This is a genomic window from Olleya sp. KKT75 (assembly GCF_055635485.1).
Map to the genome: position 1 here is coordinate 697,962 of NZ_CM145759.1, position 20,303 is coordinate 718,264.

General features: G+C 33.3%; 22 protein-coding genes. 2 read left to right on the top strand and 20 right to left on the bottom strand.

The genetic code is table 11. The features are described 5' to 3' along the window. Positions 1-91: 91 nt before the first annotated feature. Together dtd and rsgA are read right to left on the bottom strand one after the other, a co-directional pair. Positions 92-544 (bottom strand): D-aminoacyl-tRNA deacylase, encoded by a 453-nt coding sequence (gene dtd / locus ACZ2G2_RS03105; protein ID WP_470393929.1) that lies wholly within the window; start codon positions 542-544, stop codon positions 92-94. Continuing rightward, complete coding sequence (gene rsgA, locus ACZ2G2_RS03110) at positions 545-1,495, bottom strand: ribosome small subunit-dependent GTPase A (RefSeq protein WP_090837805.1); 951 nt, start codon at positions 1,493-1,495, stop codon at positions 545-547. A 113-nt stretch (positions 1,496-1,608) separates the two neighbouring features. On the opposite strand from rsgA, the gene ACZ2G2_RS03115 reads away from it, so the two are divergent. Then, positions 1,609-2,088 carry a hypothetical protein gene (locus ACZ2G2_RS03115; RefSeq protein WP_101204023.1) on the top strand — a complete coding sequence of 160 codons (480 nt, stop codon included), beginning with the start codon at positions 1,609-1,611 and terminating at the stop codon, positions 2,086-2,088. Positions 2,089-2,143: 55 nt separating this feature from the next. Here ACZ2G2_RS03115 and ACZ2G2_RS03120 read toward each other — a convergent pair whose 3' ends face one another. Genes ACZ2G2_RS03120 through ACZ2G2_RS03135 form a run of 4 tightly spaced genes read right to left on the bottom strand, consistent with a single transcriptional unit; the run spans position 2,144 to position 6,088 of the window. Next, the gene (locus tag ACZ2G2_RS03120) at positions 2,144-3,226 is read right to left on the bottom strand and encodes a bifunctional 3-deoxy-7-phosphoheptulonate synthase/chorismate mutase type II (RefSeq protein ID WP_090837809.1); all 1,083 of its coding nucleotides are present in this window, start codon (positions 3,224-3,226) and stop codon (positions 2,144-2,146) included. 44 nt (positions 3,227-3,270) lie between these two features. Further along, positions 3,271-4,125: a prephenate dehydrogenase gene (locus ACZ2G2_RS03125; RefSeq protein ID WP_198551080.1), complete on the bottom strand. Its 855-nt coding sequence runs from the start codon at positions 4,123-4,125 to the stop codon at positions 3,271-3,273. Then, on the bottom strand, positions 4,122-5,264 hold the full coding sequence (locus tag ACZ2G2_RS03130) for a pyridoxal phosphate-dependent aminotransferase (RefSeq protein WP_470394894.1): 1,143 nt from the start codon (positions 5,262-5,264) through the stop codon (positions 4,122-4,124). Before ACZ2G2_RS03130 ends, ACZ2G2_RS03125 begins: the two co-directional genes overlap by 4 nt. After that, positions 5,261-6,088, bottom strand: a complete 828-nt coding sequence (locus ACZ2G2_RS03135) for a prephenate dehydratase (protein ID WP_470393931.1) — start codon at positions 6,086-6,088, stop codon at positions 5,261-5,263. Before ACZ2G2_RS03135 ends, ACZ2G2_RS03130 begins: the two co-directional genes overlap by 4 nt. Positions 6,089-6,429: 341 nt before the next feature. On the opposite strand from ACZ2G2_RS03135, the gene gldA reads away from it, so the two are divergent. After that, positions 6,430-7,323, top strand: coding sequence for a gliding motility-associated ABC transporter ATP-binding subunit GldA (gene gldA, locus ACZ2G2_RS03140; protein WP_090837814.1), 894 nt, complete (start codon positions 6,430-6,432; stop codon positions 7,321-7,323). 1 nt (position 7,324) lies between these two features. Here the strand turns inward: gldA and ACZ2G2_RS03145 are convergent, their stop codons facing one another. From ACZ2G2_RS03145 to metF, 14 genes are all read right to left on the bottom strand, one after another. After that, positions 7,325-8,068 carry a head GIN domain-containing protein gene (locus ACZ2G2_RS03145; protein WP_470393933.1) on the bottom strand — a complete coding sequence of 248 codons (744 nt, stop codon included), beginning with the start codon at positions 8,066-8,068 and terminating at the stop codon, positions 7,325-7,327. A gap of 67 nt (positions 8,069-8,135) precedes the next feature. Next, positions 8,136-9,227 carry an acyloxyacyl hydrolase gene (locus tag ACZ2G2_RS03150; RefSeq protein WP_470393935.1) on the bottom strand — a complete coding sequence of 364 codons (1,092 nt, stop codon included), beginning with the start codon at positions 9,225-9,227 and terminating at the stop codon, positions 8,136-8,138. Positions 9,228-9,297: 70 nt separating this feature from the next. Beyond that, positions 9,298-10,176 carry a cysteine synthase CysM gene (gene cysM, locus ACZ2G2_RS03155; RefSeq protein WP_101204028.1) on the bottom strand — a complete coding sequence of 293 codons (879 nt, stop codon included), beginning with the start codon at positions 10,174-10,176 and terminating at the stop codon, positions 9,298-9,300. A 3-nt stretch (positions 10,177-10,179) separates the two neighbouring features. Next, the gene (gene epsC / locus ACZ2G2_RS03160; RefSeq protein WP_470393937.1) at positions 10,180-10,917 is read right to left on the bottom strand and encodes a serine O-acetyltransferase EpsC; all 738 of its coding nucleotides are present in this window, start codon (positions 10,915-10,917) and stop codon (positions 10,180-10,182) included. Between the two features lie 80 nt (positions 10,918-10,997). Then, positions 10,998-12,047 (bottom strand): NAD(P)/FAD-dependent oxidoreductase, encoded by a 1,050-nt coding sequence (locus tag ACZ2G2_RS03165; protein ID WP_282069068.1) that lies wholly within the window; start codon positions 12,045-12,047, stop codon positions 10,998-11,000. Position 12,048: 1 nt separating this feature from the next. After that, positions 12,049-12,630: a precorrin-2 dehydrogenase/sirohydrochlorin ferrochelatase family protein gene (locus ACZ2G2_RS03170; protein ID WP_470393939.1), complete on the bottom strand. Its 582-nt coding sequence runs from the start codon at positions 12,628-12,630 to the stop codon at positions 12,049-12,051. A gap of 5 nt (positions 12,631-12,635) precedes the next feature. After that, positions 12,636-13,418 (bottom strand): uroporphyrinogen-III C-methyltransferase, encoded by a 783-nt coding sequence (gene cobA / locus ACZ2G2_RS03175; RefSeq protein ID WP_470393941.1) that lies wholly within the window; start codon positions 13,416-13,418, stop codon positions 12,636-12,638. Positions 13,419-13,439: 21 nt separating this feature from the next. Continuing rightward, positions 13,440-15,530, bottom strand: coding sequence for a HEPN domain-containing protein (locus tag ACZ2G2_RS03180; RefSeq protein ID WP_101204033.1), 2,091 nt, complete (start codon positions 15,528-15,530; stop codon positions 13,440-13,442). A 78-nt stretch (positions 15,531-15,608) separates the two neighbouring features. After that, entirely contained in the window at positions 15,609-16,856 is a 1,248-nt protein-coding gene (locus ACZ2G2_RS03185) for a sulfate adenylyltransferase subunit 1 (RefSeq protein ID WP_470393942.1), read from the bottom strand. Between the two features lie 139 nt (positions 16,857-16,995). Beyond that, positions 16,996-17,898 carry a sulfate adenylyltransferase subunit CysD gene (gene cysD / locus ACZ2G2_RS03190; RefSeq protein WP_218701460.1) on the bottom strand — a complete coding sequence of 301 codons (903 nt, stop codon included), beginning with the start codon at positions 17,896-17,898 and terminating at the stop codon, positions 16,996-16,998. 10 nt (positions 17,899-17,908) lie between these two features. Next, positions 17,909-18,523, bottom strand: coding sequence for a phosphoadenosine phosphosulfate reductase domain-containing protein (locus ACZ2G2_RS03195; protein ID WP_282069078.1), 615 nt, complete (start codon positions 18,521-18,523; stop codon positions 17,909-17,911). Then, positions 18,523-18,774: a DUF2061 domain-containing protein gene (locus ACZ2G2_RS03200; protein WP_470393944.1), complete on the bottom strand. Its 252-nt coding sequence runs from the start codon at positions 18,772-18,774 to the stop codon at positions 18,523-18,525. The genes ACZ2G2_RS03195 and ACZ2G2_RS03200 overlap by 1 nt, the downstream gene beginning before the upstream one ends. 126 nt (positions 18,775-18,900) lie before the next feature. Next, positions 18,901-19,311, bottom strand: a complete 411-nt coding sequence (locus ACZ2G2_RS03205) for an RrF2 family transcriptional regulator (RefSeq protein WP_090837831.1) — start codon at positions 19,309-19,311, stop codon at positions 18,901-18,903. 26 nt (positions 19,312-19,337) lie between these two features. After that, the gene (gene metF / locus ACZ2G2_RS03210; protein ID WP_470393947.1) at positions 19,338-20,294 is read right to left on the bottom strand and encodes a methylenetetrahydrofolate reductase [NAD(P)H]; all 957 of its coding nucleotides are present in this window, start codon (positions 20,292-20,294) and stop codon (positions 19,338-19,340) included. Positions 20,295-20,303: the final 9 nt, after the last annotated feature.

Sequence of the window (20,303 nt, forward strand, 5' to 3'; positions counted from 1 at the left end):
TTCGGTACTAATTAAAACGAAAACAGTAATAAATATCCTACATTTTAATTTATTCAACAAAAACAGGAACTATACATGAAAAATCAGAAGATTACTCTTTATTTTTAGAGTCCATAATTATTGTCACTGGACCGTCATTTACCAGTTCGACTTTCATGTCTGCACCAAATTGACCGGTTTGAACGGGCTTCCCTAAAACTAATTGTATTGATTTAACAAACGCCTCATACAATGGTATTGCCACATCAGGTCTTGCTGCTTTTATATAACTTGGCCTGTTACCTTTTTTTGTACTTGCGTGTAGTGTAAATTGACTAACAACAATAATATCACCTTTGGAGTCTATAAGCGATAAATTCATGACTTGATTATCATCATTAAAAATACGACAATTAGCAATTTTATTGACCAACCATTTAATGTCTTCTTCCGTATCCTCTGCAACAATACCAAGTAAAACCAGTAATCCATTATCAATACTAGCTACCTTTTTATCTTCAATGGTAACGCTAGCTTTACTAACACGCTGGATAACTGCTTTCATTTATTCTTTTTCCCAAATATCGGTTCTGTAATGTTCATCATCCCCTTCAATAAGTTGTACATAACTTTTGTATCGTGATGCTGCAATTTCATCTTTTTCTAATGCCTCTTTAACCGCACATTTAGGTTCTTCTATATGCAAACAGTTATTAAATTTACAGTCTTGTTTTAAAGCAAAAAATTCGGGATAATAATCTCCAATTTCTTCCTTTTCCATATCGACTATTCCAAACCCTTTTATACCGGGCGTGTCAATAATTCGTGCATCAAAACTTAAATCAAACATCTCTGCAAATGTTGTGGTGTGTTGACCTTGCATATGTTGTGATGATATTGCTTTTGTTTTTAGATCCAAAGTAGGCTCTATTGCATTAACTAATGTAGATTTTCCAACACCAGAATGTCCTGTAAACATACTAACCTTGCCCTCCATTAGCGCCTTAACTTGGTCTAGATTTTTTCCGGTCTTCGCCGAAATACCAATACACTCATAACCAATATGTCTGTATACATGAGCTAGGTATCTAACCTCATCCAAAGTATCTTGATCATAAGTATCAATTTTATTAAATAACAAAACTGCTTTTATATCATAAGCTTCCGCAGTAACTAAAAAGCGATCAATAAAACTTGTAAATGTTGGTGGATTGTCTATCGTGACCAATAAAAAGACTAAATCAATATTTGAAGCAATTATATGCGTTTGCTTAGACAGGTTTACAGACTTACGCACAATATAGTTTTGTCTATCGTGAATTTTGTCAATAACCCCTGTTTCTTTATCTGATTTTGTATCCAATTCAAAGTCTACAAAATCTCCAACCGCAATTGGATTTGTACTTTTAATACCTTTAAGTCTAAACTTACCTTTTATTCTGCACTCGTAAGTTTGACCTAATTCGGTCTTTACTGTGTACCAGCTTCCTGTAGATTTATATACGCGTCCTGTCATTATTACAAATATGAAAATTATTATGGTCTCAACCAACAAAAATCAGTATCAAATGGTATCCTTGGTCTGTTTATTTTTTTTATTAACTTCGTGTCTTAATCTAAACACATATTATGAAAAAAAACTATTTATTTATCGCTTTAGCCATAGTAGGCTTTATTTCTTTTTCTTTTATTACTAAATCTGACAATAGAGCTCAGGTAGAGTATAAAGTTGTAACTGTTGTAGAATCTATAGTACCTAATGGCTTAGGTCGTTCTAGAATGATATCTGCAAATGAGACTAAAGATTACAAAGAATATACAACTGTGCGCTCTGACGATAAAGATTCTGATGAAAAAAACAAATCTAAAAGAAGTGAAATCAGAGTTAAAAATTATGACGAAACTAAGCTATTAAACTTTTATAATTTAGGTGGAATTAGATTTCAAAATATAGCTGCTAACGATGCTGTTATGACTTCAAAAGTTAACGACATGGTTGCCCAAGGATGGGAATTAGCCTTTATTAATACTGGTGTTGAAAGTGAAGGAGGAAAAGGTGATGGTAAAGGTATTTTTATTACAAGATATACGTTTAAACGAACACTTTAAAACACAAAAAAGCCTCTTAAATTTAAGAGGCTTTTTTTTATATTCAAAACTAAAATTATCCTTTTATAATTTTTTCTTGATGATTAATAGACTCTTGATGAATAGCCTTAAACATTTTTAAGATAAACTCTTCACTTAGACCTTTAGACTCACCTTCTAAAACCATTTTTCCTAAAATCTCGTTCCAACGTTTACTTTGTAAAACTGCAACGTTTTTCTGTTTTTTAAGACCTCCTATTCCATCAGCAATTTTCATACGTTTACCTAAAGCTTCGATAATCTGATTATCCACAACATCAATTTGCGCTCTTAGGTTAGTTAATTCCTGATTGTATTCTGCTTCTGGATCAGATTCTTTTCTAATCTTTAAATCTACCATCATTTGAATTAAAGATGCAGGTGTTACTTGCTGTGCAGCATCACTCCATGCATTATCAGGATCTGTATGTGTTTCAATCATTAAACCATCAAAATTTAAATCTAATGCAGTTTGAGAAACATCAAAAACCATATCACGTTTTCCAGTAATATGCGATGGATCGTTTATTAATGGTAAATCTGGAAATCTGTTTTGAAACTCAATAGCAATTTGCCATTCTGGAATGTTTCTATACTTCGTTTTTTCGTAAGTAGAAAACCCTCTATGGATTGCTCCTAAGTTTTTAATACCCGCAGTATATAATCTTTCAATACCACCTAACCATAAGGCTAAATCTGGATTTACTGGATTTTTAACTAATACAATCTTATCTGTTCCTGCCAATGCATCTGCTAATTCTTGCATGATAAATGGACTAACTGTAGATCGCGCTCCAATCCAAAGTAAGTCAACATCATTTTCTATAGCTAATTTTACGTGTGCCGCATTAGCAACTTCTGTACAGGTTTTCATACCTGTTTCTTCTTTTACTTTTTTAAGCCAATTTAAACCTAAAGCACCAACACCTTCAAACATTCCTGGTCTAGTACGTGGTTTCCATATACCTGCTCTAAAATAGCTAACATCCGTATCTTTTAGCTCGTGCGCTATTTTTAATACTTGCTCTTCTGTCTCTGCACTACATGGTCCAGCGATTACTAATGGATGATCTAACTTCATGTCATCCAACCAGTTTCTCATTTCTTTTTTGTTTTCCATAATCTTCTTATCTAATCCTATAAAATTTTATAGAATGTTACTATTTATTGTATTCCGTTTAATATTTGTTTGATGTAATTGGTGTCTTTCATTTCGTTAAAGACACCTTCAAAATCATCGTTTTCTATAAGGTTTTTAAACTGTGTTAAATTAGCGATGTAATCCTCTAATGTTTCGACTACATTAGTTTTATTCTGTTTAAAAATTGGTGTCCACATGGCAGGACTACTTTTTGCTAATCTTACTGTGCTTTCAAATCCCGAACCCGCCATATCAAAAATATCACGCTCGTTTTTTTCTTTTTCAATGACCGTTTTCCCTAACATAAATGCACTAATATGTGATAAATGCGACACATAAGCAATATGTTTATCATGAGATTCTGGATTCATATAACGCATACGCATTCCTATTTCCGTAAACAAACCGACTGCTTTTTCTTGTAGCTTGAAGGCTGTTTTTTCTACTTCGCAAATAATATTTGTCTTTTGATTAAACAAATCTCTGATTGCTGCTTTTGGTCCTGAAAACTCAGTTCCTGCAATAGGATGCATTGCTAAAAAATTGCGTCGTCTTGGATGGTTCGCTACCACTTTGCAGATATCAGACTTAGTCGAACCAACATCAGCAACTAACGTAAAATCTGATATTTTATCAAGCACATCGGGCAAAACACTAACAGAAGCATCCACAGGAATAGCTAATACTACTAAATCTGCCTTATCTAAATCTTCAAAAGTGGCTTTATGATCAATAACACCAAGCTCTAAAGCTTGATTGATGTGGTCTTCGGATTTATCAATACCATAAACTGTAACTTCAGGACGTTTATTTTTTATGTCCAACGCCAAGCTACCGCCAATTAATCCAACACCAATTATGTATATATTTTGTATCATACTCTTGCTATTGCTTCTTCTATTTGCTCTACAGTTGCACATAACGAAAATCTTACATACCCTTCGCCTTGTGTTCCAAAAACCGTCCCTGGTGTTATAAATAGGCTTTTATCGTGTAACAAAGTATCTATAAATGTTTCTGACTTGTAACCTTCTGGTGCTTTTGCCCAAACAAATAAACCTGAAGCTTCTTTATCATAGGTACAGTTTAATTTATCTGCTAACTGCCAAACTAATTCACGACGTGTTGTGTATACCGTATTTAAACTATCAAACCACTCTTGCGGACTATTTAATGCTGCTATTGCTCCTTTTTGAATCCCGTAAAACATACCAGAATCCATGTTACTTTTTACTTTTAAAATTGCGTTTATATGTTCTGGACTTCCTAAAACCATTCCAATTCTCCAACCAGCCATATTAAAAGTTTTACTTAGAGAATTTAGCTCCAAACAAACATCCTTTGCACCTTCAACATTTAAAATACTTAATGGATTATTATTTAAAATAAAACTATAAGGATTATCATTTACTAGTAAAATATCATGCTTTTTAGCAAAATCGACTAACTTTTTCAAATCCGTTTTAGACGCTTTAGCACCTGTTGGCATATGCGGATAACTGGTCCACATAATCTTAACGTTACTTAAATCTAAGGTTTCAATCTCCTCTAAATTAGGTAACCAATTATTACTTTGATCTAAATTATAAGTGATAGGATTAGCTTGCACTAATTTAGTCACAGCTGCATACGTTGGATATCCTGGATTAGGAATTAATACGCTATCACCTTTATTTAAAAAAGCCATAGATATATGCATAATTCCCTCTTTGCTTCCCATTAATGGTAACACTTCTGCATCTGGATTAATTGATACGTTATAATGTGCTTTATAAAAATCCGCAATAGCTTGCCTAAACTCTGGTAAGCCTTGATAACTTTGATACTTATGTGCATTAGCATCTAACAAACCTGCTGTTAACGCTGTAACAACTTGTTTTGATGGTTGTAAATCTGGGCTTCCAATTCCTAAATTAATGATAGGTTTTCCTGCTGCTTTTAAAGCATTGACCTCCTTTAATTTTTTAGAAAAGTAGTATTCCTCTACACTATGTAATCTATTAGCTACTTTCATTATATTTTCGCATTTTTATATTGACCAATAATCTTAAAATGTGTGGCCATAATATCCATTATAGATTTGGCTTTTTTAAAATCTTGATAATCCTGAAATGTAACATCTACAAAAAAGGCATATTTCCAAGGAGTTTCAATTATTGGTAAAGACTGTATTTTTGTTAAGTTTAATTTGCAATCACTCATAACATTCAAAATGGTTGCTAAACTTCCTCTTTTATGATCTAATTCAAATTTGATAGATGCTTTATTAATTTCCGCTTCAGCGATTTCAGAATTATCTTCTTTTACAATAACAAAACGGGTCTCGTTATGCTTAATCGTCTGAATACTTTTTGCTAAAATATCTAACTCAAATATCTCTGCAGCTAAAGCACTAGCAATAGCCCCAGTGTTTTTTAATTGTTTTTTATGGATACGCTCCGCAACCTCAGCAGTATCCTTATCTTCTATAAGTTTAATATGAGGATATTGTTTAAAAAAGGCTTTACATTGTAACAACGCCATAGGATGAGAATACACTTCTGTAATGTCCTCTATCTTTTGATTGGGAAGCGCCATTAAATTATGCTGAATATCCAAATAATACTCGCCAACAATGTGCAAATTATTAGTATCTATTAATGCGTAATTAGGAATAATAGAACCTGCAATTGAATTCTCTATAGCCATTATAGCTGCATCCGTCTCCTTTTTAAGAACACTATCTACCGTTTGATCAAAAGACATAAATGGCGCTATATTAACAGGCGTCTTAAAGTAATTTTGAGACACAATGTGATGAAACGATCCTTTTATACCTTGTATGGCTACTGATTTTATCAAATTATTATTTTTTTACTGATTTACCTCATTCTTTTTTTACACAATCATGACCTATAAAAACAAAAAAAGTCTCGATATATATCGAGACTTTTTAAAAAATATATGTTGTAAAATTACATATACAGTGTCTCGTTCCTTTTGTTAAAAAAGAAATAATACCAGCTGAAATATGTAGTGTTTATTGTGCTCATGTTTGTAATAATACTGCTAAAGTAAATAATAAAATGATATAACAAAACACTAAGCATCTATTTTTGTGCTTTTTAGTAAAGATTTAAAGATTTATTAATAATGTGTGGTTTAAATTACAGAATGTCTATTTTTGAGTAAACATTACAAGTATGTCTATTAAAGTTGAAAACATCACTAAAGTTTACGGCTCACAGAAAGCTTTAAATAATATTTCTTTTGAAATCGATCGTCCCGAAATTGTTGGTTTTTTAGGGCCTAATGGTGCCGGAAAGTCTACAATGATGAAGATTTTAACCACATATATTAGTCCTACCGAAGGTGAAGCGGCTGTTAATGGCCACGATATTTTAACAGACACCAAAAACGTACAGAAAAGTGTAGGCTATTTACCTGAGCATAATCCTTTGTATTTAGAACAATATGTAAGAGAGTACCTAAGCTTTAATGCCAGCGTCTATAATGTTGACAAAACACGTATTGAAGAGGTTATTAAATTAACAGGATTAACACCAGAAGCACATAAAACCATTGGACAACTAAGTAAAGGATACAGACAACGTGTTGGCCTAGCAAATGCTTTACTGCACAATCCAGAGGTTTTAATTTTAGACGAACCCACAACCGGCTTAGATCCAAATCAATTAATTGATATCAGAAACCTAATTAAAAATTTAGGAAAAGACAAAACTGTCTTTTTATCAACACATATTATGCAAGAAGTAGAAGCTATGTGTGATCGTGTGATTATTATTAATAAAGGCGAAATTGTTGCCAATAAAAAACTAAAAGACTTACGCGATGGACAAGCACAAATTGTTGTTGTCGAGTTTGACTACAGAGTAGAAGATGCTTTTTTACTTAGATTACCCAATGCTAAAAAGGTAAAAAATACACATGATTTTATTTACGAAATCACTTTTGAAACCTCTGAAGATATGCGCAGTAACGTGTTTGATTTTGCACATGATAACGAACTTAAGATTCTTCAGCTTAATCAGAAAAACGCGAGTTTAGAAACTTTATTTCAAGAGCTAACTAGTTAAGTTACTCAAAAATTACTCGTCCATCAAATAGTTCTGATTTTGTAACTGTTGATGGCGTATTTACAGCTATAACATCTCCTGTACTAACCAAATTAGCTATTAAGCTAACCTGAGGGTTAACAATAATATCATTACTACCTCTGTGGTAGATGGTAACATTTTGTGCTATTAAATTACGACCCTCAAAACGACCATCACCAGACGCGTGATTTATATTTAAATTTTCAGTCGTTCCAGAAATGATATTTGTAGTTACATTATTAATTACCACTGATAAATTAGTACAAGTAACTTCTAAATTAAAATTACCCACATTATAGTATTCTCCATTATAATCTTCTGACAACAACCTTAATTCAGGGAAGTTTAGCATACCAATACTATTTACATCAAAAGCACTGCTATTTCTTATTTCAATTAGATTTGGTGTAGTAACATAAACTTTAGTAACACCGTAATCTCTTGTCAAATTACATCCGTTATTATCTTTTAAAATTAATTGTCCATTCTCAACATAAACTTGTGTGTCATTCAGCAAGTTTTCGCCTGTTTCTAAAACCACCTTTTGAGTTAATCCTTGTTCAACAAACAACTCTACATTTTGGTAAACTAATATTTTAGTAAACAAATCAACTTCAATGTCCTGCTGAATGATATCTCCTGTACTTTGAAAACAATCTGGAGCATTTTCCGAATTGCACCCTAACAGAAAAACTGTAGTTAAAATAAGTAATATTTTTTTCATATAATTTCCGCGTAAGCGGTATGTTTTAAATTTTAAAAAGTTTCCGCGTCAAGCGCGAAATAACAAATTACAGACGTATTCCAATTCCAAATTCGACTGCCTCTGCTTTTGCACCATGTGACTTTAAGGTTAATGCACCGTACATTTTATTTCCAAAATAACGTTTTAGACCTATTCTATTATAAACACGTCCTTCAAAATCAAAAGGATAATACACATAGTAACCTAACTGGGTTATTAATGATGTTTTACTAATAAACAATTCGTGTCCTACAAATACTCCAACACGTTTATAATCCTCATCTCCTGACACATTATCTTCCGGAAAAGCAACAGATTTATATCTAATATGAGTTTTCAAAAAATTAGAGAAAAATACATCTGTACCTGCTTGAATCGCACTTTTATGATTTAAACGTTTATCCGCATAAGCAGACACTACGTAAAAGGCATACTGACCAGTATTAATAATATCACTCTCGTTAACTCCTGTTCTTAAAGCAAAGTTATATTTTACTTTCTCAGTAAATGCTTGGTCTACATGTTCGATAAATTCCGTGGTGTTTTCTGAATCAAAAATATAATTTACTCCTAAATTAAAAGCGATACTATTTATAGAACTGTTAGGTGCCTTTACGTTAGCATTGGAATAATGTATTAAAGTCAAACCCGTTTGCAACCCAAAACCTTTAAATAGGTTTTCCTTTTTATAATTAAGCATTAAATAAGTGCTACTTAATATGGCTGTACCAAATGCGTTGTTAAGGTAATTATCTACTTTGTCATATGGATTAGTATTATATGCTAAACCCTGACCAATCCTAAACATTAAGTTACGATTGAAAAAGTAAAAATTATAGTGCGCATAAACACCAAAATTATTTCCTAAAGTTTCGTTTTTTAAATCTTGATAAATAACTGAAGCCCCATAATCTGGGTAGTTAAATCTACTTTCCCAAGCTTTTTTACCAAATGTTTTTTGATTATAACTTAAAATAAATCCTGTAGGATGCCCTTTTATTAAATGTGAAATATCACTATTATGCTCCGCTATGTTTCCATAAAAAAGGTTAAGATCTAATGTAAACGGATTTTTTTCTTCTTGAGCCAAAGCAAACACTCCAAAAATCAAGAGTAAACAACTAAAATAATACTTCATTTAAATACTGAAAGTTAGGGCACAAAAGTAACTAATTTAAATAAAGTGTAGCGTAGTTATTACAGAATTACTATTCGAATAAACTTGAAGACAAGTAACGATCGCCACGGTCACAAATAATAGCAACAACAACACCTTCATCTAAGGTTTCAATTATTTTTAAAGCAGTCGCTACAGAGCCACCACTACTCATACCTGCAAGAATACCTTCTTCCTTTGCTAATCGTCTTGTCATAGCAATAGCTTCGTCCTGACTAACTTCTACTATTTGATCAACTTTAGAGGCATCAAAAATACTTGGCACGTAATCTGGAGACCATTTTCTTATTCCTGGTATCCTAGAACCATCCATTGGTTGTGCACCAATAATCTGGATATTACTGTTTTTTTCTTTTAGATATGTAGAGTTGCCCATTATGGTTCCTGTGGTTCCCATTGCTGAGACAAAATGAGTTATTGTCCCGTTGGTATCTCTCCAAATTTCAGGCCCTGTGGTTTTATAATGTGCTTTCCAATTGTCATTATTTTCAAATTGATTTAATAATAAATACCCTTTTTGGTCTCTCATATTAAAAGCAACATCCCTAGCACCTTCTATTCCCTTTTCTGCACTTGTCAATACTACCTCTGCACCATAAGCACGCATTGTTTTAACACGTTCTATTGTTGCATTTTCTGGCATTACCAAAGAGATATTAATCCCAAATAAACTTGCAACATAAGCTAGTGCAATACCTGTATTACCACTTGTAGCCTCTACGATATGTCCCCCTTTTTTTATGTCACCTCGTTTTACAGCTTCGGCAATCATATTATAAGCAGGTCTGTCTTTTACACTTCCGCCAGGATTATTACCTTCTAGTTTTAGAAATAATTTGACGTTAGGCTTAGAAACTAAATTTGTAGACTCTACTAACGGTGTATTTCCTATTTGCTTTAAAACACTCATAACTTATCTATTAGTTATTTTTATATCTGACTTGTAAGTAACCAATGCATTCTCCGGTATAGACTTTGTAATCCAAACATTGGCACCAATTACACACCCTTTTCCAATAACAACATCACCACCTAATATGGTTGCATTAGCATAAATAGTTACGTTATCATGTATTGTTGGATGTCGTTTTGTGTTTTTCAATGCTTTTTCTACAGTTATACCACCTAAAGTTACCCCTTGGTAAATAATAACATTATTATGTATAACAGCAGTTTCACCTATTACAACTCCCGTTGCATGATCTATAAAAAATGAGGCTCCAATAGTTGCTCCCGGATGAATATCTGTACCTGTTATACCATGTGCATATTCCGAAATCATTCTTGGTAAAATAGGGATTTCTAATAGCCATAATATATGACTTATACGATACATTGCAATCGCATAAAATCCCGGATACGCTAAGTACACTTCTTTTACACTTTTTGCTGCAGGATCACTATTATAAGCTGCTTCTGCATCTAATTGCAATTTAGATTTTAAGGTTTTTATATCCGTTTTAAACTGCCCCCATTTTGTATTACAAACACCGCAATCTAGTGCTTTTGACACATAAAAAAAGTCTGCCTTTAAATCTTCTAAAAGCTGTTCTTGTTTATCTGAACCTTCTAAAGCACAATAAAACAATTCTTTTGCTAAATCTTCTACCTTTTCTTTAAACCTAAATGGAATTTGCAATTCTTTTTGCATACTATATTATTTAATACTTTTAGCTACTACTCTATATTAATAATGGGCACTGGCTAAAAGTATTAATAACGTCATGTTTATCAAACTATAGCTTTTACCACTGCTTTTGGAGACTCTTTACGTGTTCCATCAAACCCATCTACACCACTTACAGTTGTATATTTTAAAACAAATTTCTTGCCAGGATTTAATATTTTGTAAGCCGATTGGCACATTAATGTTGCTTCGTGAAAACCACATAAAATCAACTTTAATTTACCTTCGTAGGTATTAACATCTCCTATAGCAAATATACCATCTATATTAGTTTGGTAATCAACCGTGTTTACTTTTATCGCATTTTTTTCGATTTCTAAACCCCAATTACCAATTGGCCCTAGTTTTGGCGATAGCCCAAAAAGCGGAATAAAATAATCAGTATCCAAAGTGGTTGCTTCTCCATCCTTTGAAACCGTAATACCCGTTATATGATCATCTCCATGCAATGCAGTAACTTCAGCCGGCGTGATTAAATTTATTTTATTTAACAATTTTAATTCCTGAACTTTTTCAACAGAATCTAAAGCCCCTCTAAACTCATTTCGTCTATGTACTAAAGTAACACTTGACGCGACGTCTGCTAAAAATATAGCCCAATCCAAAGCCGAATCTCCTCCTCCAGCAATAATCACTTTTTTATCTCTATACAGTTCTGGGTCTTTAATAAAATAATTAACCCCTTTATCCTCGTACTGCTCTATATTTTCTAATTTAGGTTTTCTTGGTTCAAAACTACCTAAACCACCAGCGATAGCTACAATTGGCGCATGGTGTTTTGTCCCTTTATTAGTAGTTACAATAAAACTACCATCCTCTTGTTTATCTATTGTTTCTGCACGTTCTCCTAAAGTAAACCCTGGCTCAAACTGCTTACCTTGCTCCAATAGATTACCCGTTAAATCCCCTGCCAAAATCTCTGGAAAACCAGGAATATCATAAATTGGTTTTTTAGGATATAATTCAGAACATTGTCCTCCAGGTTGTGGTAGTGCATCAATTAAATGGCACTTTAATTTTAACAATCCCGCTTCAAAAACGGTAAATAAACCTGTTGGTCCAGCTCCTATTATTAATATATCTGTTTTAATCATACTATTTTATTTTTTCAACTAAGCCTTTAGTAAATTCATTTAATGTTTCGACTTTTTGTTCAAAATCTCCTTTTATAGTTTTTCTATATTCGTTTAGATTTTTTACTAAATCATCAATATTTTCTGGTATCACGTCTTCAAAAAACTGACGTAATCGCTTTGCTGTGGTTGGCGACTTCCCGTTGGTAGAGATAGCAACCTTTACGTTACCTTTAGTCACAATACCACCCATATAAAAATCACAATATGGCGGATTATCAGCCACGTTAACTAACTTACTTTGTGCGCGACAAGCATTATAAACCTGAACATTTACCTCGGGTAAATCTGTAGTTGCAACAACCATATGTTTACCTTCTAAATAAGAATCGTTATACGTATTAATTATCCTTGTAACATTTCCTGTGTCGGCTATTTTTATAGTGCCTTCTCTAAACATGGGAGACACCATAGTAACATTAGCATCTGGACTTGACTTTAACAAAAACGTTAGTTTTTCTTCAGCAACAAAACCGCCTCCAATAATCAAAACTTCTAAGTTTTTAACTTTTAAAAATACCGGATATAGATTATTTCTTTCCATAATTATTATGCGATTGCACGTTGTTTGATTCGACTAGCTTGATTTGCTTTTTCGTACATCGTATCTAAATTAACACGTTGATTAACCACCTCTCCAATAATTATAATTGCTGGTGACGACAATTGCTTTTCTGCGACAATAGCTTCAATAGTACTGATCTTACCAATCCCTACTTTTTCATCCTCTCGGGTGCCATTCTGAATAACCGCAATTGCTGTATCTGCCTTACCTTCCAAAGTAAAAATGGAAACAATCTCTGACAACTTCCCCATACCCATTAATACAACCACGGTTGCTGTAGATTGTGCTGCTAATGCAATATCTGACGAAATTTCATGAGATTTTGTCGTCCCTGTAATTACCCAAAAACTTTCTGAAGCATTTCGCTTTGTAAGCGGAATACCTTGATAAGCTGGCACTGCAGAAGACGAAGAAATACCAGGAACCACTGCTACTTCAATTGCATATTCCTTAGCATATTCCAACTCCTCTGCACCACGACCAAAAATAAATGGATCTCCACCTTTTAATCTAACCACATGATTACCTCTTAAAGCGCGCACCACAATTAATTCGTTAATTTGATTTTGCTGGTAAGCATAACAACCTTTACGTTTACCCACAAAAATAAGTTCTGCATTTTTTGAAGCGTACTCCAATAGTGCTTTATTAACCAAAGCATCATACATTATAACATCGGCAGACTGTATAGCCTTTATTGCTTTTAATGTAATTAATTCTGGATCTCCTGGCCCTGCGCCAACAACTGTTAATCTTGGATTTATCATGAGTACGTGATTTTAATATTATTAAACGGTTGCGATTGCTTGTTCTCTAAATGTTCTTACTTTCTCCAAAAACTGCGTTGCATTTTGGATATATCGAGAAGCAAACGCTTCCGTTGGAGGAAACACTTTTATTTGGTAGATTAAATCTGAAAAAGAAACTCCTAAGTCTATTTTATTTGAGGCCACAAACAACTCGTCAAACTGACTTACAATACCAGCTTGTGTATTTGTTTTTATGTTTTCAGAAATTAATATCGCTTTCGCGGAATTAACCATAGATCGGTACGCTTCGTAGATAGCACCCGAGTAAACTTTGTCATTAAAGGATTGTTGCGCTTCTGCAATTTTTTCATCACTTTCAAGAAATAATGTTGCAATTAAATCAATAACAACACCTGCACACTCTCCAACACCAATAGCTTTAACATAAGCTTCTTCGGTTCCCCAATCAATAAAATCTTCTTGTGTTAGGTTGTCAACATCAGATAAATCTGTAAGTAATTGATAAAAATACTTTTCGCCTTGTTGTTTATAATATTCAGAAAACACAAGCCCGTTAGCATTAGCTTCAAAATCGTTTAAAATACGACGCAACGCTTCTGGACCTCTTCTACTTGGGACTTTTACAACCTTATCTGCAAAATAAGCATTACCATCTCCAAGATTTGCACCACCTAAAAGCACTTGTAATGCAGGAGCAACCAGCTTATCTTTTGTACGAATAGACATCCCTTGAAAACCAATATTTGCCATATTGTGTTGTCCACAAGCATTCATACACCCACTAATTTTAATCACTAAATCTTGATTAGATAAGTATTGAGGATATTCTGCTTTTATAACACGTTCCAATTCTTCCGCTATTCCCGTACTACTAGCAATACCTAAATTACAGGTATCAGTACCAGGACAAGCTGTAATATCTACAGCTTTATTATAACCGGCTTCCGTAAACCCTAATTTTTTTAATTCAGTATAAAAAAATGGGAGCAACTCTGCTTTCACAAACGGAATTAAGATGTTTTGTCTTAATGATAAACGGATTTCTCCAGCAGCATACTGCTCCACCAAATCTGCTAATAATCTTGCTTTATCTGTGTAAAAATCGCCTAATAACACTTTAATACCAATAGCAAAATAACCGTTTTGCTTTTGTGGTATTACATTAGTCGCTTGCCATAAATTATAAGTTTCTGTATCCTCAATAGTTATAACCGGAGCTTTAACTGACACCGGTATTGAAGCTGAATAATTGGCTTCATCAATAGTAACCGTCTTAAATTCTATTGCATTTTGTTCTTCTTCAACTAAAATTTTAAACGCTTCTAAACCAATATCTTTTATTAAAAATTTTAATCTTGCTTTCGCACGACTTTTACGTTCGCCATAACGATCAAAAACTCTTAAAACACCTTCCATTAATGGAATGATTTTGTCTGAAGCTAAAAAGGTATAAAACAAATCTGCGTGTCTTGGCTGAGACCCCAGTCCACCACCAAGCATTACTTTAAATCCTTTAACACCGTTTTCAATCTTAGCAATAAATCCTAAATCGTGCATGTATGATAAACCAGTATCTTCATCTGTACCAGAAAAAGACACTTTAAATTTTCGTCCCATTTCTTGACAGATTGGGTTTCGTAAAAAGAATTTAAAAACAGCATCCGCATATGGAGACACATCAAAAGGCTCGTTACGATCTATCCCTGCAGTTTCACTAGCTGTTACGTTTCTTACCGCATTACCACAAGCTTCCCTTAGTGTGACATTATCACGCTCTAATTCTGCCCAAAGTTCTGGCGTACGTTGTAAATCTACATAGTGGATTTGGATGTCTTGACGTGTAGTAATGTGCAACCTACTTCTAGAATACTCATCAGACACCTCGGCAATACGACGCAATTGGTTACTTAACACTTTCCCGTAAGGTAGTTTTATTCTAATCATTTGTACGCCTTCCTGACGCTGACCGTAAACCCCACGTGCTAAACGTAAACTTCTAAATTTTTCTTCATCAATTTTCCCGTTATTAAACAGCTCAATCTTATTGGCTAATTCAACAATATCCTTTTGTACTAAAGGGTTTTCAATTTCTGTTCTAAAACTTTGCATTTAATTATATATAATCCCTATAGATTTAATAGGGTATTGAAAATGAATTTATTTAGGTGTGTTGGGTATTCAATATTTCTATTGAATAAACCCTGCTCCTACCGTATTATTAGATTTAGTATCTATAATAATAAAAGATCCATTTGTCCTATGGTCTTTAAAGGCATCATAAAACACTGGTTTGTTTAATTTAAACGTAACAGTTGCAATATCATTCATACCCAAGCCCTGAACAGATTCCTCTATTCCTGAATAATCTGGATTAATTTTATGGTGAATAGTATCTACTTTAGCCAACACCTTATTAACACCGTGCTGAATAACGTACTTATTCCCTGCTGCTAAATTTTGAGAATCCATCCAAGATATAGTTGCCGTAAATTTTTTATCAATTGTTGGTAAATCATTAGCTTTAACAATCATGTCACCACGACTAATATTGACATCATCCTCTAGCGTAATTAATACTGATGAGCGTCGTGAAGCTGTTTGTACTTTTTGATCGTAAAAATGAATCTCTTTAATTTTAGATTTAGTTTGTGATGGTAAGATTACAACATCATCACCAACACTTAATTCACCACCATACACTTTTCCTGCATAGCCTCTAAAATCATGATATTCTTCCGTTTTTGGGCGAATAACATATTGTACAGGAAATCTTGGTGTCCCTGCATTAAACACATCCTTTTGATCAATACTTTCTAAATGCTCTAACAAAGTTTCACCAGTGTACCAAGGTGTATTATCAGATTTATTAACAACATTATCCCCTTTTAATGCACTTACAGGAATAAACGTAATGCTTTGATCTTGATAATCACGCTTACTCATTAATGCTTCGAAGTCAGCTTTAATTTCGTTATATCTTTCTTCAGAAAAATCAACCAAATCCATTTTATTTATCGCTACAATTACTGTTTTTATACGCAATAGATTATTGATAAAAAAGTGACGATTAGTTTGCTCGATCACCCCTTTTCTTGCATCTATTAAAACAATAGCTGCTTGAGATGTAGAGGCACCTGTAACCATGTTTCTTGTATATTCAACATGACCTGGTGTATCTGCAATAATGTAACTTTTAGTTGCTGTCGAAAAATAAATATGTGCAACATCTATTGTAATACCTTGCTCTCTTTCTGCTACTAAACCATCCGTTGCTAAAGAAAAATCAAGATAATCATAACCTAATTGTTTACTCTTCTTTTCTATAGCTTCTAACTTATCTGAAGTCAGTGATTTTGTATCGTATAGTAATCTACCAATTAAAGTACTTTTACCATCATCTACACTTCCTGCTGTTGCTATTTTTAAAACGTCCATATTTTTGGGCTCTTAATCATTTATATGTAGCGACTAACTACTAATAAATAACCTAATTTTTTATTTCTATTATATATTCTATTTTTTGCTATTGGCTAAAAACCAAAAGGCTATCACGCTGTATTATTCTAAAAACATTCTAGAAATAACCTTGTTGCTTGCGTTTTTCCATTGCTGCTTCAGATCGCTTATCATCAATCCTAGCGCCTCTTTCTGATATAGAAGAGTCTCTAATTTCTTGAACAACACTTGAGATATCTGAAGCTTCAGATAACACTGCTGCCGTACAACTCATATCTCCTACCGTTCTAAAACGTACAATTCTATCTACAACTTCTTCTTCTTCATCTCTATACACAACCTCATCATCTGCTGACCAGATTAATCCGTCTCTTAAAAAAGTAGCTCTTGTATGTGCAAAATAAATAGAAGGAATCTCAATATTTTCTTTTTGAATATAAGACCACACATCTAACTCTGTCCAATTAGAAATAGGAAAAACACGTACGTTTTGTCCTAATTCAATTTGACCATTTAGCATATCAAATAATTCTGGTCTTTGATTTTTCTCATCCCATTGCCCAAAATCATCTCTAACAGAAAAAATACGTTCTTTAGCCCTTGCTTTCTCTTCATCACGACGTGCTCCACCGATACAAGCATCAAATTTAAACTCTTCAATAGCATCTAAAAGTGTGGTCGTTTGTAATTGATTTCTACTAGCGTAACGTCCCGATTCCTCCTTTACTTTACCATCATCAATAGAGTCTTGAACGTTTCTTACAATAAGCTCTAAACCTAATTCTTTTACTAAACGGTCTCTAAATTCTATAGTTTCAGGAAAATTATGACCTGTATCTATATGCATTAATGGAAACGGAATTTTTGCTGGGTAAAATGCCTTTTGAGCCAAGCGTACTAATGTAATGGAATCTTTACCACCCGAAAATAAAAGCACTGGCTTTTCAAACTGCGCAGCGACTTCTCGCATTATGTATATGGCTTCGTTTTCTAACGGATTTATATTTGAAGTATCTATCATTTTTATCTTTTTAAGCATGTAATCCACACTCTCTATTTTCTAATTGTTTAGTTGGATCAAAGTATTTAAACTCATTAGGCAAATTGTTTTCTTCTAAATAGACATCCAACTCTTTATCTGTCCAATTATAAAATGGGCTTACTTTTATAACGCCATTTTTATCCTGAGACACAATATTTATGCTATTTCTAAAAGCGGTTTGACCTTTACGTAAATTAGTAAACCAGACGTCAGGTTTATGCTCTGCCATAGCGCGCTTAAAAGGTTCTAACTTAACCTGCTCTGTAAACACTGCATGCTTTGGATCCTCAATACTTGGCACACCTAAAACAACATCACGATGTGCTGTTGTCTGTTTTGGAACATATAATTTAACGTTAAGACCTAATATATTAATTACCTCTTCTGCGTGTTTATATGTATTTGGCGTATTATAACCCGTATCGCACCAAATAACTTTAATATCCTTTTTGGTTGCGCTAGTTATTTTTAAAATAGCAGCTTCATAAGGTCTAAAATTAGTAGTTACTACAGGAGTGTCTGCTATATTAATTGCCCACTCTACAATCTCTTGAGGTGTTTTACCTTCTAAGTCTTTATTAATTTTATCTAAATCTAAGCTCATTATTTACCCCATTTAATTTTTTCCCAAGCACGTTCATGAAAAAAGTACAGTACCATTTTAGAAATTAATTCTATCCCACCAATCGAAAAAGCCAAAGCCATCGTACCGGTAATTATATAAGAGATTGCTACTGTTGTAATTGTACCAACCGCTCTCCAACTTATTGTTTTTACTAAACTCCTTTTAATATTCTCTGAAGGCGCTACCTCTTCTCTATCCAAACTTACTTGCTGATTTATTACATTTTCCATATCACTACATTACTTTAATTCATAATACCCTATAGATTTAGTAGGGTAATAGTGCAAACCTATAAATTTATATGTTATAAATCAAGAATAATAGTTAAAAAAACAGGGATGATTATTGAGAATCTGCTAATTAGATAAATCCGCTAATGTCGTATTTCTAAAAATCTCTAATGTACTATCACGTACTTTAAGCATAATTTTATTGACTGCACAAATATCCTCATCTGGACAATCTTGACATTTTTCGTAAAAGTTTAAACTTACGCAAGGCACCATGGCTATTGGACCTTCCAAGACTCTCATAACTTCCGTCATAGGAATATCTTTTGGGTTTTTCAATAAATAATAACCGCCACCTTTGCCTTTTTTAGAACCTAAAAAACCACTTTTACGAAGCGATAATAAAATCGTTTCTAAAAATTTTAAAGAAATATTTTCGCTTTCAGATATTGTAGCAATTCTAACAGGCACATGTGTATCCTGTCTTGCTAGAAAAGTAAGCGCCTTAATTCCGTATTTTGTTTTTTTAGAAAGCATGATACAAAAGTAAGCGTTTTTTATTATTAAAAAACAGCTTCTGCGATTGCTTTTATATTATCACTTTTTCCCATCGAATAGTAATGTAGCATCGGTAATCCTGCTTTTTTAAGCTCTAAAGATTGCTGTATACACCACTCAATACCAACCTGCCTAACCTCAACATTTGTTTTACATTTAATAATACTTTTAATTAACGCTTCTGGTAAATCCACATGAAAACGATGCGGAATAACATTTAACTGTTTTAAAGTAGATATTGGTTTTAATCCCGGGATAATCGGGACCGTAATCCCCTCACTCCTACATTTGTCTACAAACTGAAAGTACTTTTCGTTATCAAAAAACATTTGTGTGACCACATATTCAGCGCCATTTTTAATCTTCTTTTTCAAAAAATGAATATCACTATCCAAACTCGGTGCCTCCATATGTTTTTCAGGATACGCACCAACTCCAACGCAAAAATCTGTGGCACTACAATTAAGTAATTGATCATCTAAATAATTAGCCTTATTAAGCGCTGCTATTTGTTTTACCAAATCACTAGCATAGGCATGGCCCTCTTTTTCTGGCGTAAAATAGGTTTCGGTTTTAACCGCATCACCACGTAACGCCATAACATTGTCAATATTTAAAAAATCCAAATCAATCAAAAAATTCTCAGTATCCTCTTTAGTAAAACCACCACATAAAATATGCGGAATAGCATCCACATTATATTTATTCTGGATAGCAGCACAAATACCAACCGTTCCCGGACGCTTTTTAACCACCTGTTTTTTAAGCAAACCATAACCCAAATCCTTATAAACATATTCCTCACGGTGATACGTCACATCAATAAAAGGCGGATTAAAGGCCATTAATGGATCAATATTATCAAAAATCTTCTGTATGTGTTGCCCTTTTAAAGGTGGTAAAATCTCGAAAGAAAATTGCGTTTTCCCTTCACCTCTACTTATATGTTCTGTTACTTTCATTTTGTGCCT

Excerpts from the sequence above, each read along its gene's own strand:
- dtd (WP_470393929.1), bottom strand. The coding sequence starts at position 544 with ATGAAAGCAGTTATCCAGCGTGTTAGTAAAGCTAGCGTTACCATTGAA.
- rsgA (WP_090837805.1), bottom strand. The coding sequence starts at position 1,495 with ATGACAGGACGCGTATATAAATCTACAGGAAGCTGGTACACAGTAAAG.
- ACZ2G2_RS03115 (WP_101204023.1), top strand. The coding sequence starts at position 1,609 with ATGAAAAAAAACTATTTATTTATCGCTTTAGCCATAGTAGGCTTTATT.
- ACZ2G2_RS03120 (WP_090837809.1), bottom strand. The coding sequence starts at position 3,226 with ATGGAAAACAAAAAAGAAATGAGAAACTGGTTGGATGACATGAAGTTA.
- ACZ2G2_RS03125 (WP_198551080.1), bottom strand. The coding sequence starts at position 4,125 with ATGATACAAAATATATACATAATTGGTGTTGGATTAATTGGCGGTAGC.
- gldA (WP_090837814.1), top strand. The coding sequence starts at position 6,430 with ATGTCTATTAAAGTTGAAAACATCACTAAAGTTTACGGCTCACAGAAA.
- ACZ2G2_RS03145 (WP_470393933.1), bottom strand. The coding sequence starts at position 8,068 with ATGAAAAAAATATTACTTATTTTAACTACAGTTTTTCTGTTAGGGTGC.
- ACZ2G2_RS03150 (WP_470393935.1), bottom strand. The coding sequence starts at position 9,227 with ATGAAGTATTATTTTAGTTGTTTACTCTTGATTTTTGGAGTGTTTGCT.
- cysM (WP_101204028.1), bottom strand. The coding sequence starts at position 10,176 with ATGAGTGTTTTAAAGCAAATAGGAAATACACCGTTAGTAGAGTCTACA.
- epsC (WP_470393937.1), bottom strand. The coding sequence starts at position 10,917 with ATGCAAAAAGAATTGCAAATTCCATTTAGGTTTAAAGAAAAGGTAGAA.
- ACZ2G2_RS03165 (WP_282069068.1), bottom strand. The coding sequence starts at position 12,047 with ATGATTAAAACAGATATATTAATAATAGGAGCTGGACCAACAGGTTTA.
- ACZ2G2_RS03170 (WP_470393939.1), bottom strand. The coding sequence starts at position 12,630 with ATGGAAAGAAATAATCTATATCCGGTATTTTTAAAAGTTAAAAACTTA.
- cobA (WP_470393941.1), bottom strand. The coding sequence starts at position 13,418 with ATGATAAATCCAAGATTAACAGTTGTTGGCGCAGGGCCAGGAGATCCA.
- ACZ2G2_RS03180 (WP_101204033.1), bottom strand. The coding sequence starts at position 15,530 with ATGCAAAGTTTTAGAACAGAAATTGAAAACCCTTTAGTACAAAAGGAT.
- ACZ2G2_RS03185 (WP_470393942.1), bottom strand. The coding sequence starts at position 16,856 with ATGGACGTTTTAAAAATAGCAACAGCAGGAAGTGTAGATGATGGTAAA.
- cysD (WP_218701460.1), bottom strand. The coding sequence starts at position 17,898 with ATGATAGATACTTCAAATATAAATCCGTTAGAAAACGAAGCCATATAC.
- ACZ2G2_RS03195 (WP_282069078.1), bottom strand. The coding sequence starts at position 18,523 with ATGAGCTTAGATTTAGATAAAATTAATAAAGACTTAGAAGGTAAAACA.
- ACZ2G2_RS03200 (WP_470393944.1), bottom strand. The coding sequence starts at position 18,774 with ATGGAAAATGTAATAAATCAGCAAGTAAGTTTGGATAGAGAAGAGGTA.
- ACZ2G2_RS03205 (WP_090837831.1), bottom strand. The coding sequence starts at position 19,311 with ATGCTTTCTAAAAAAACAAAATACGGAATTAAGGCGCTTACTTTTCTA.
- metF (WP_470393947.1), bottom strand. The coding sequence starts at position 20,294 with ATGAAAGTAACAGAACATATAAGTAGAGGTGAAGGGAAAACGCAATTT.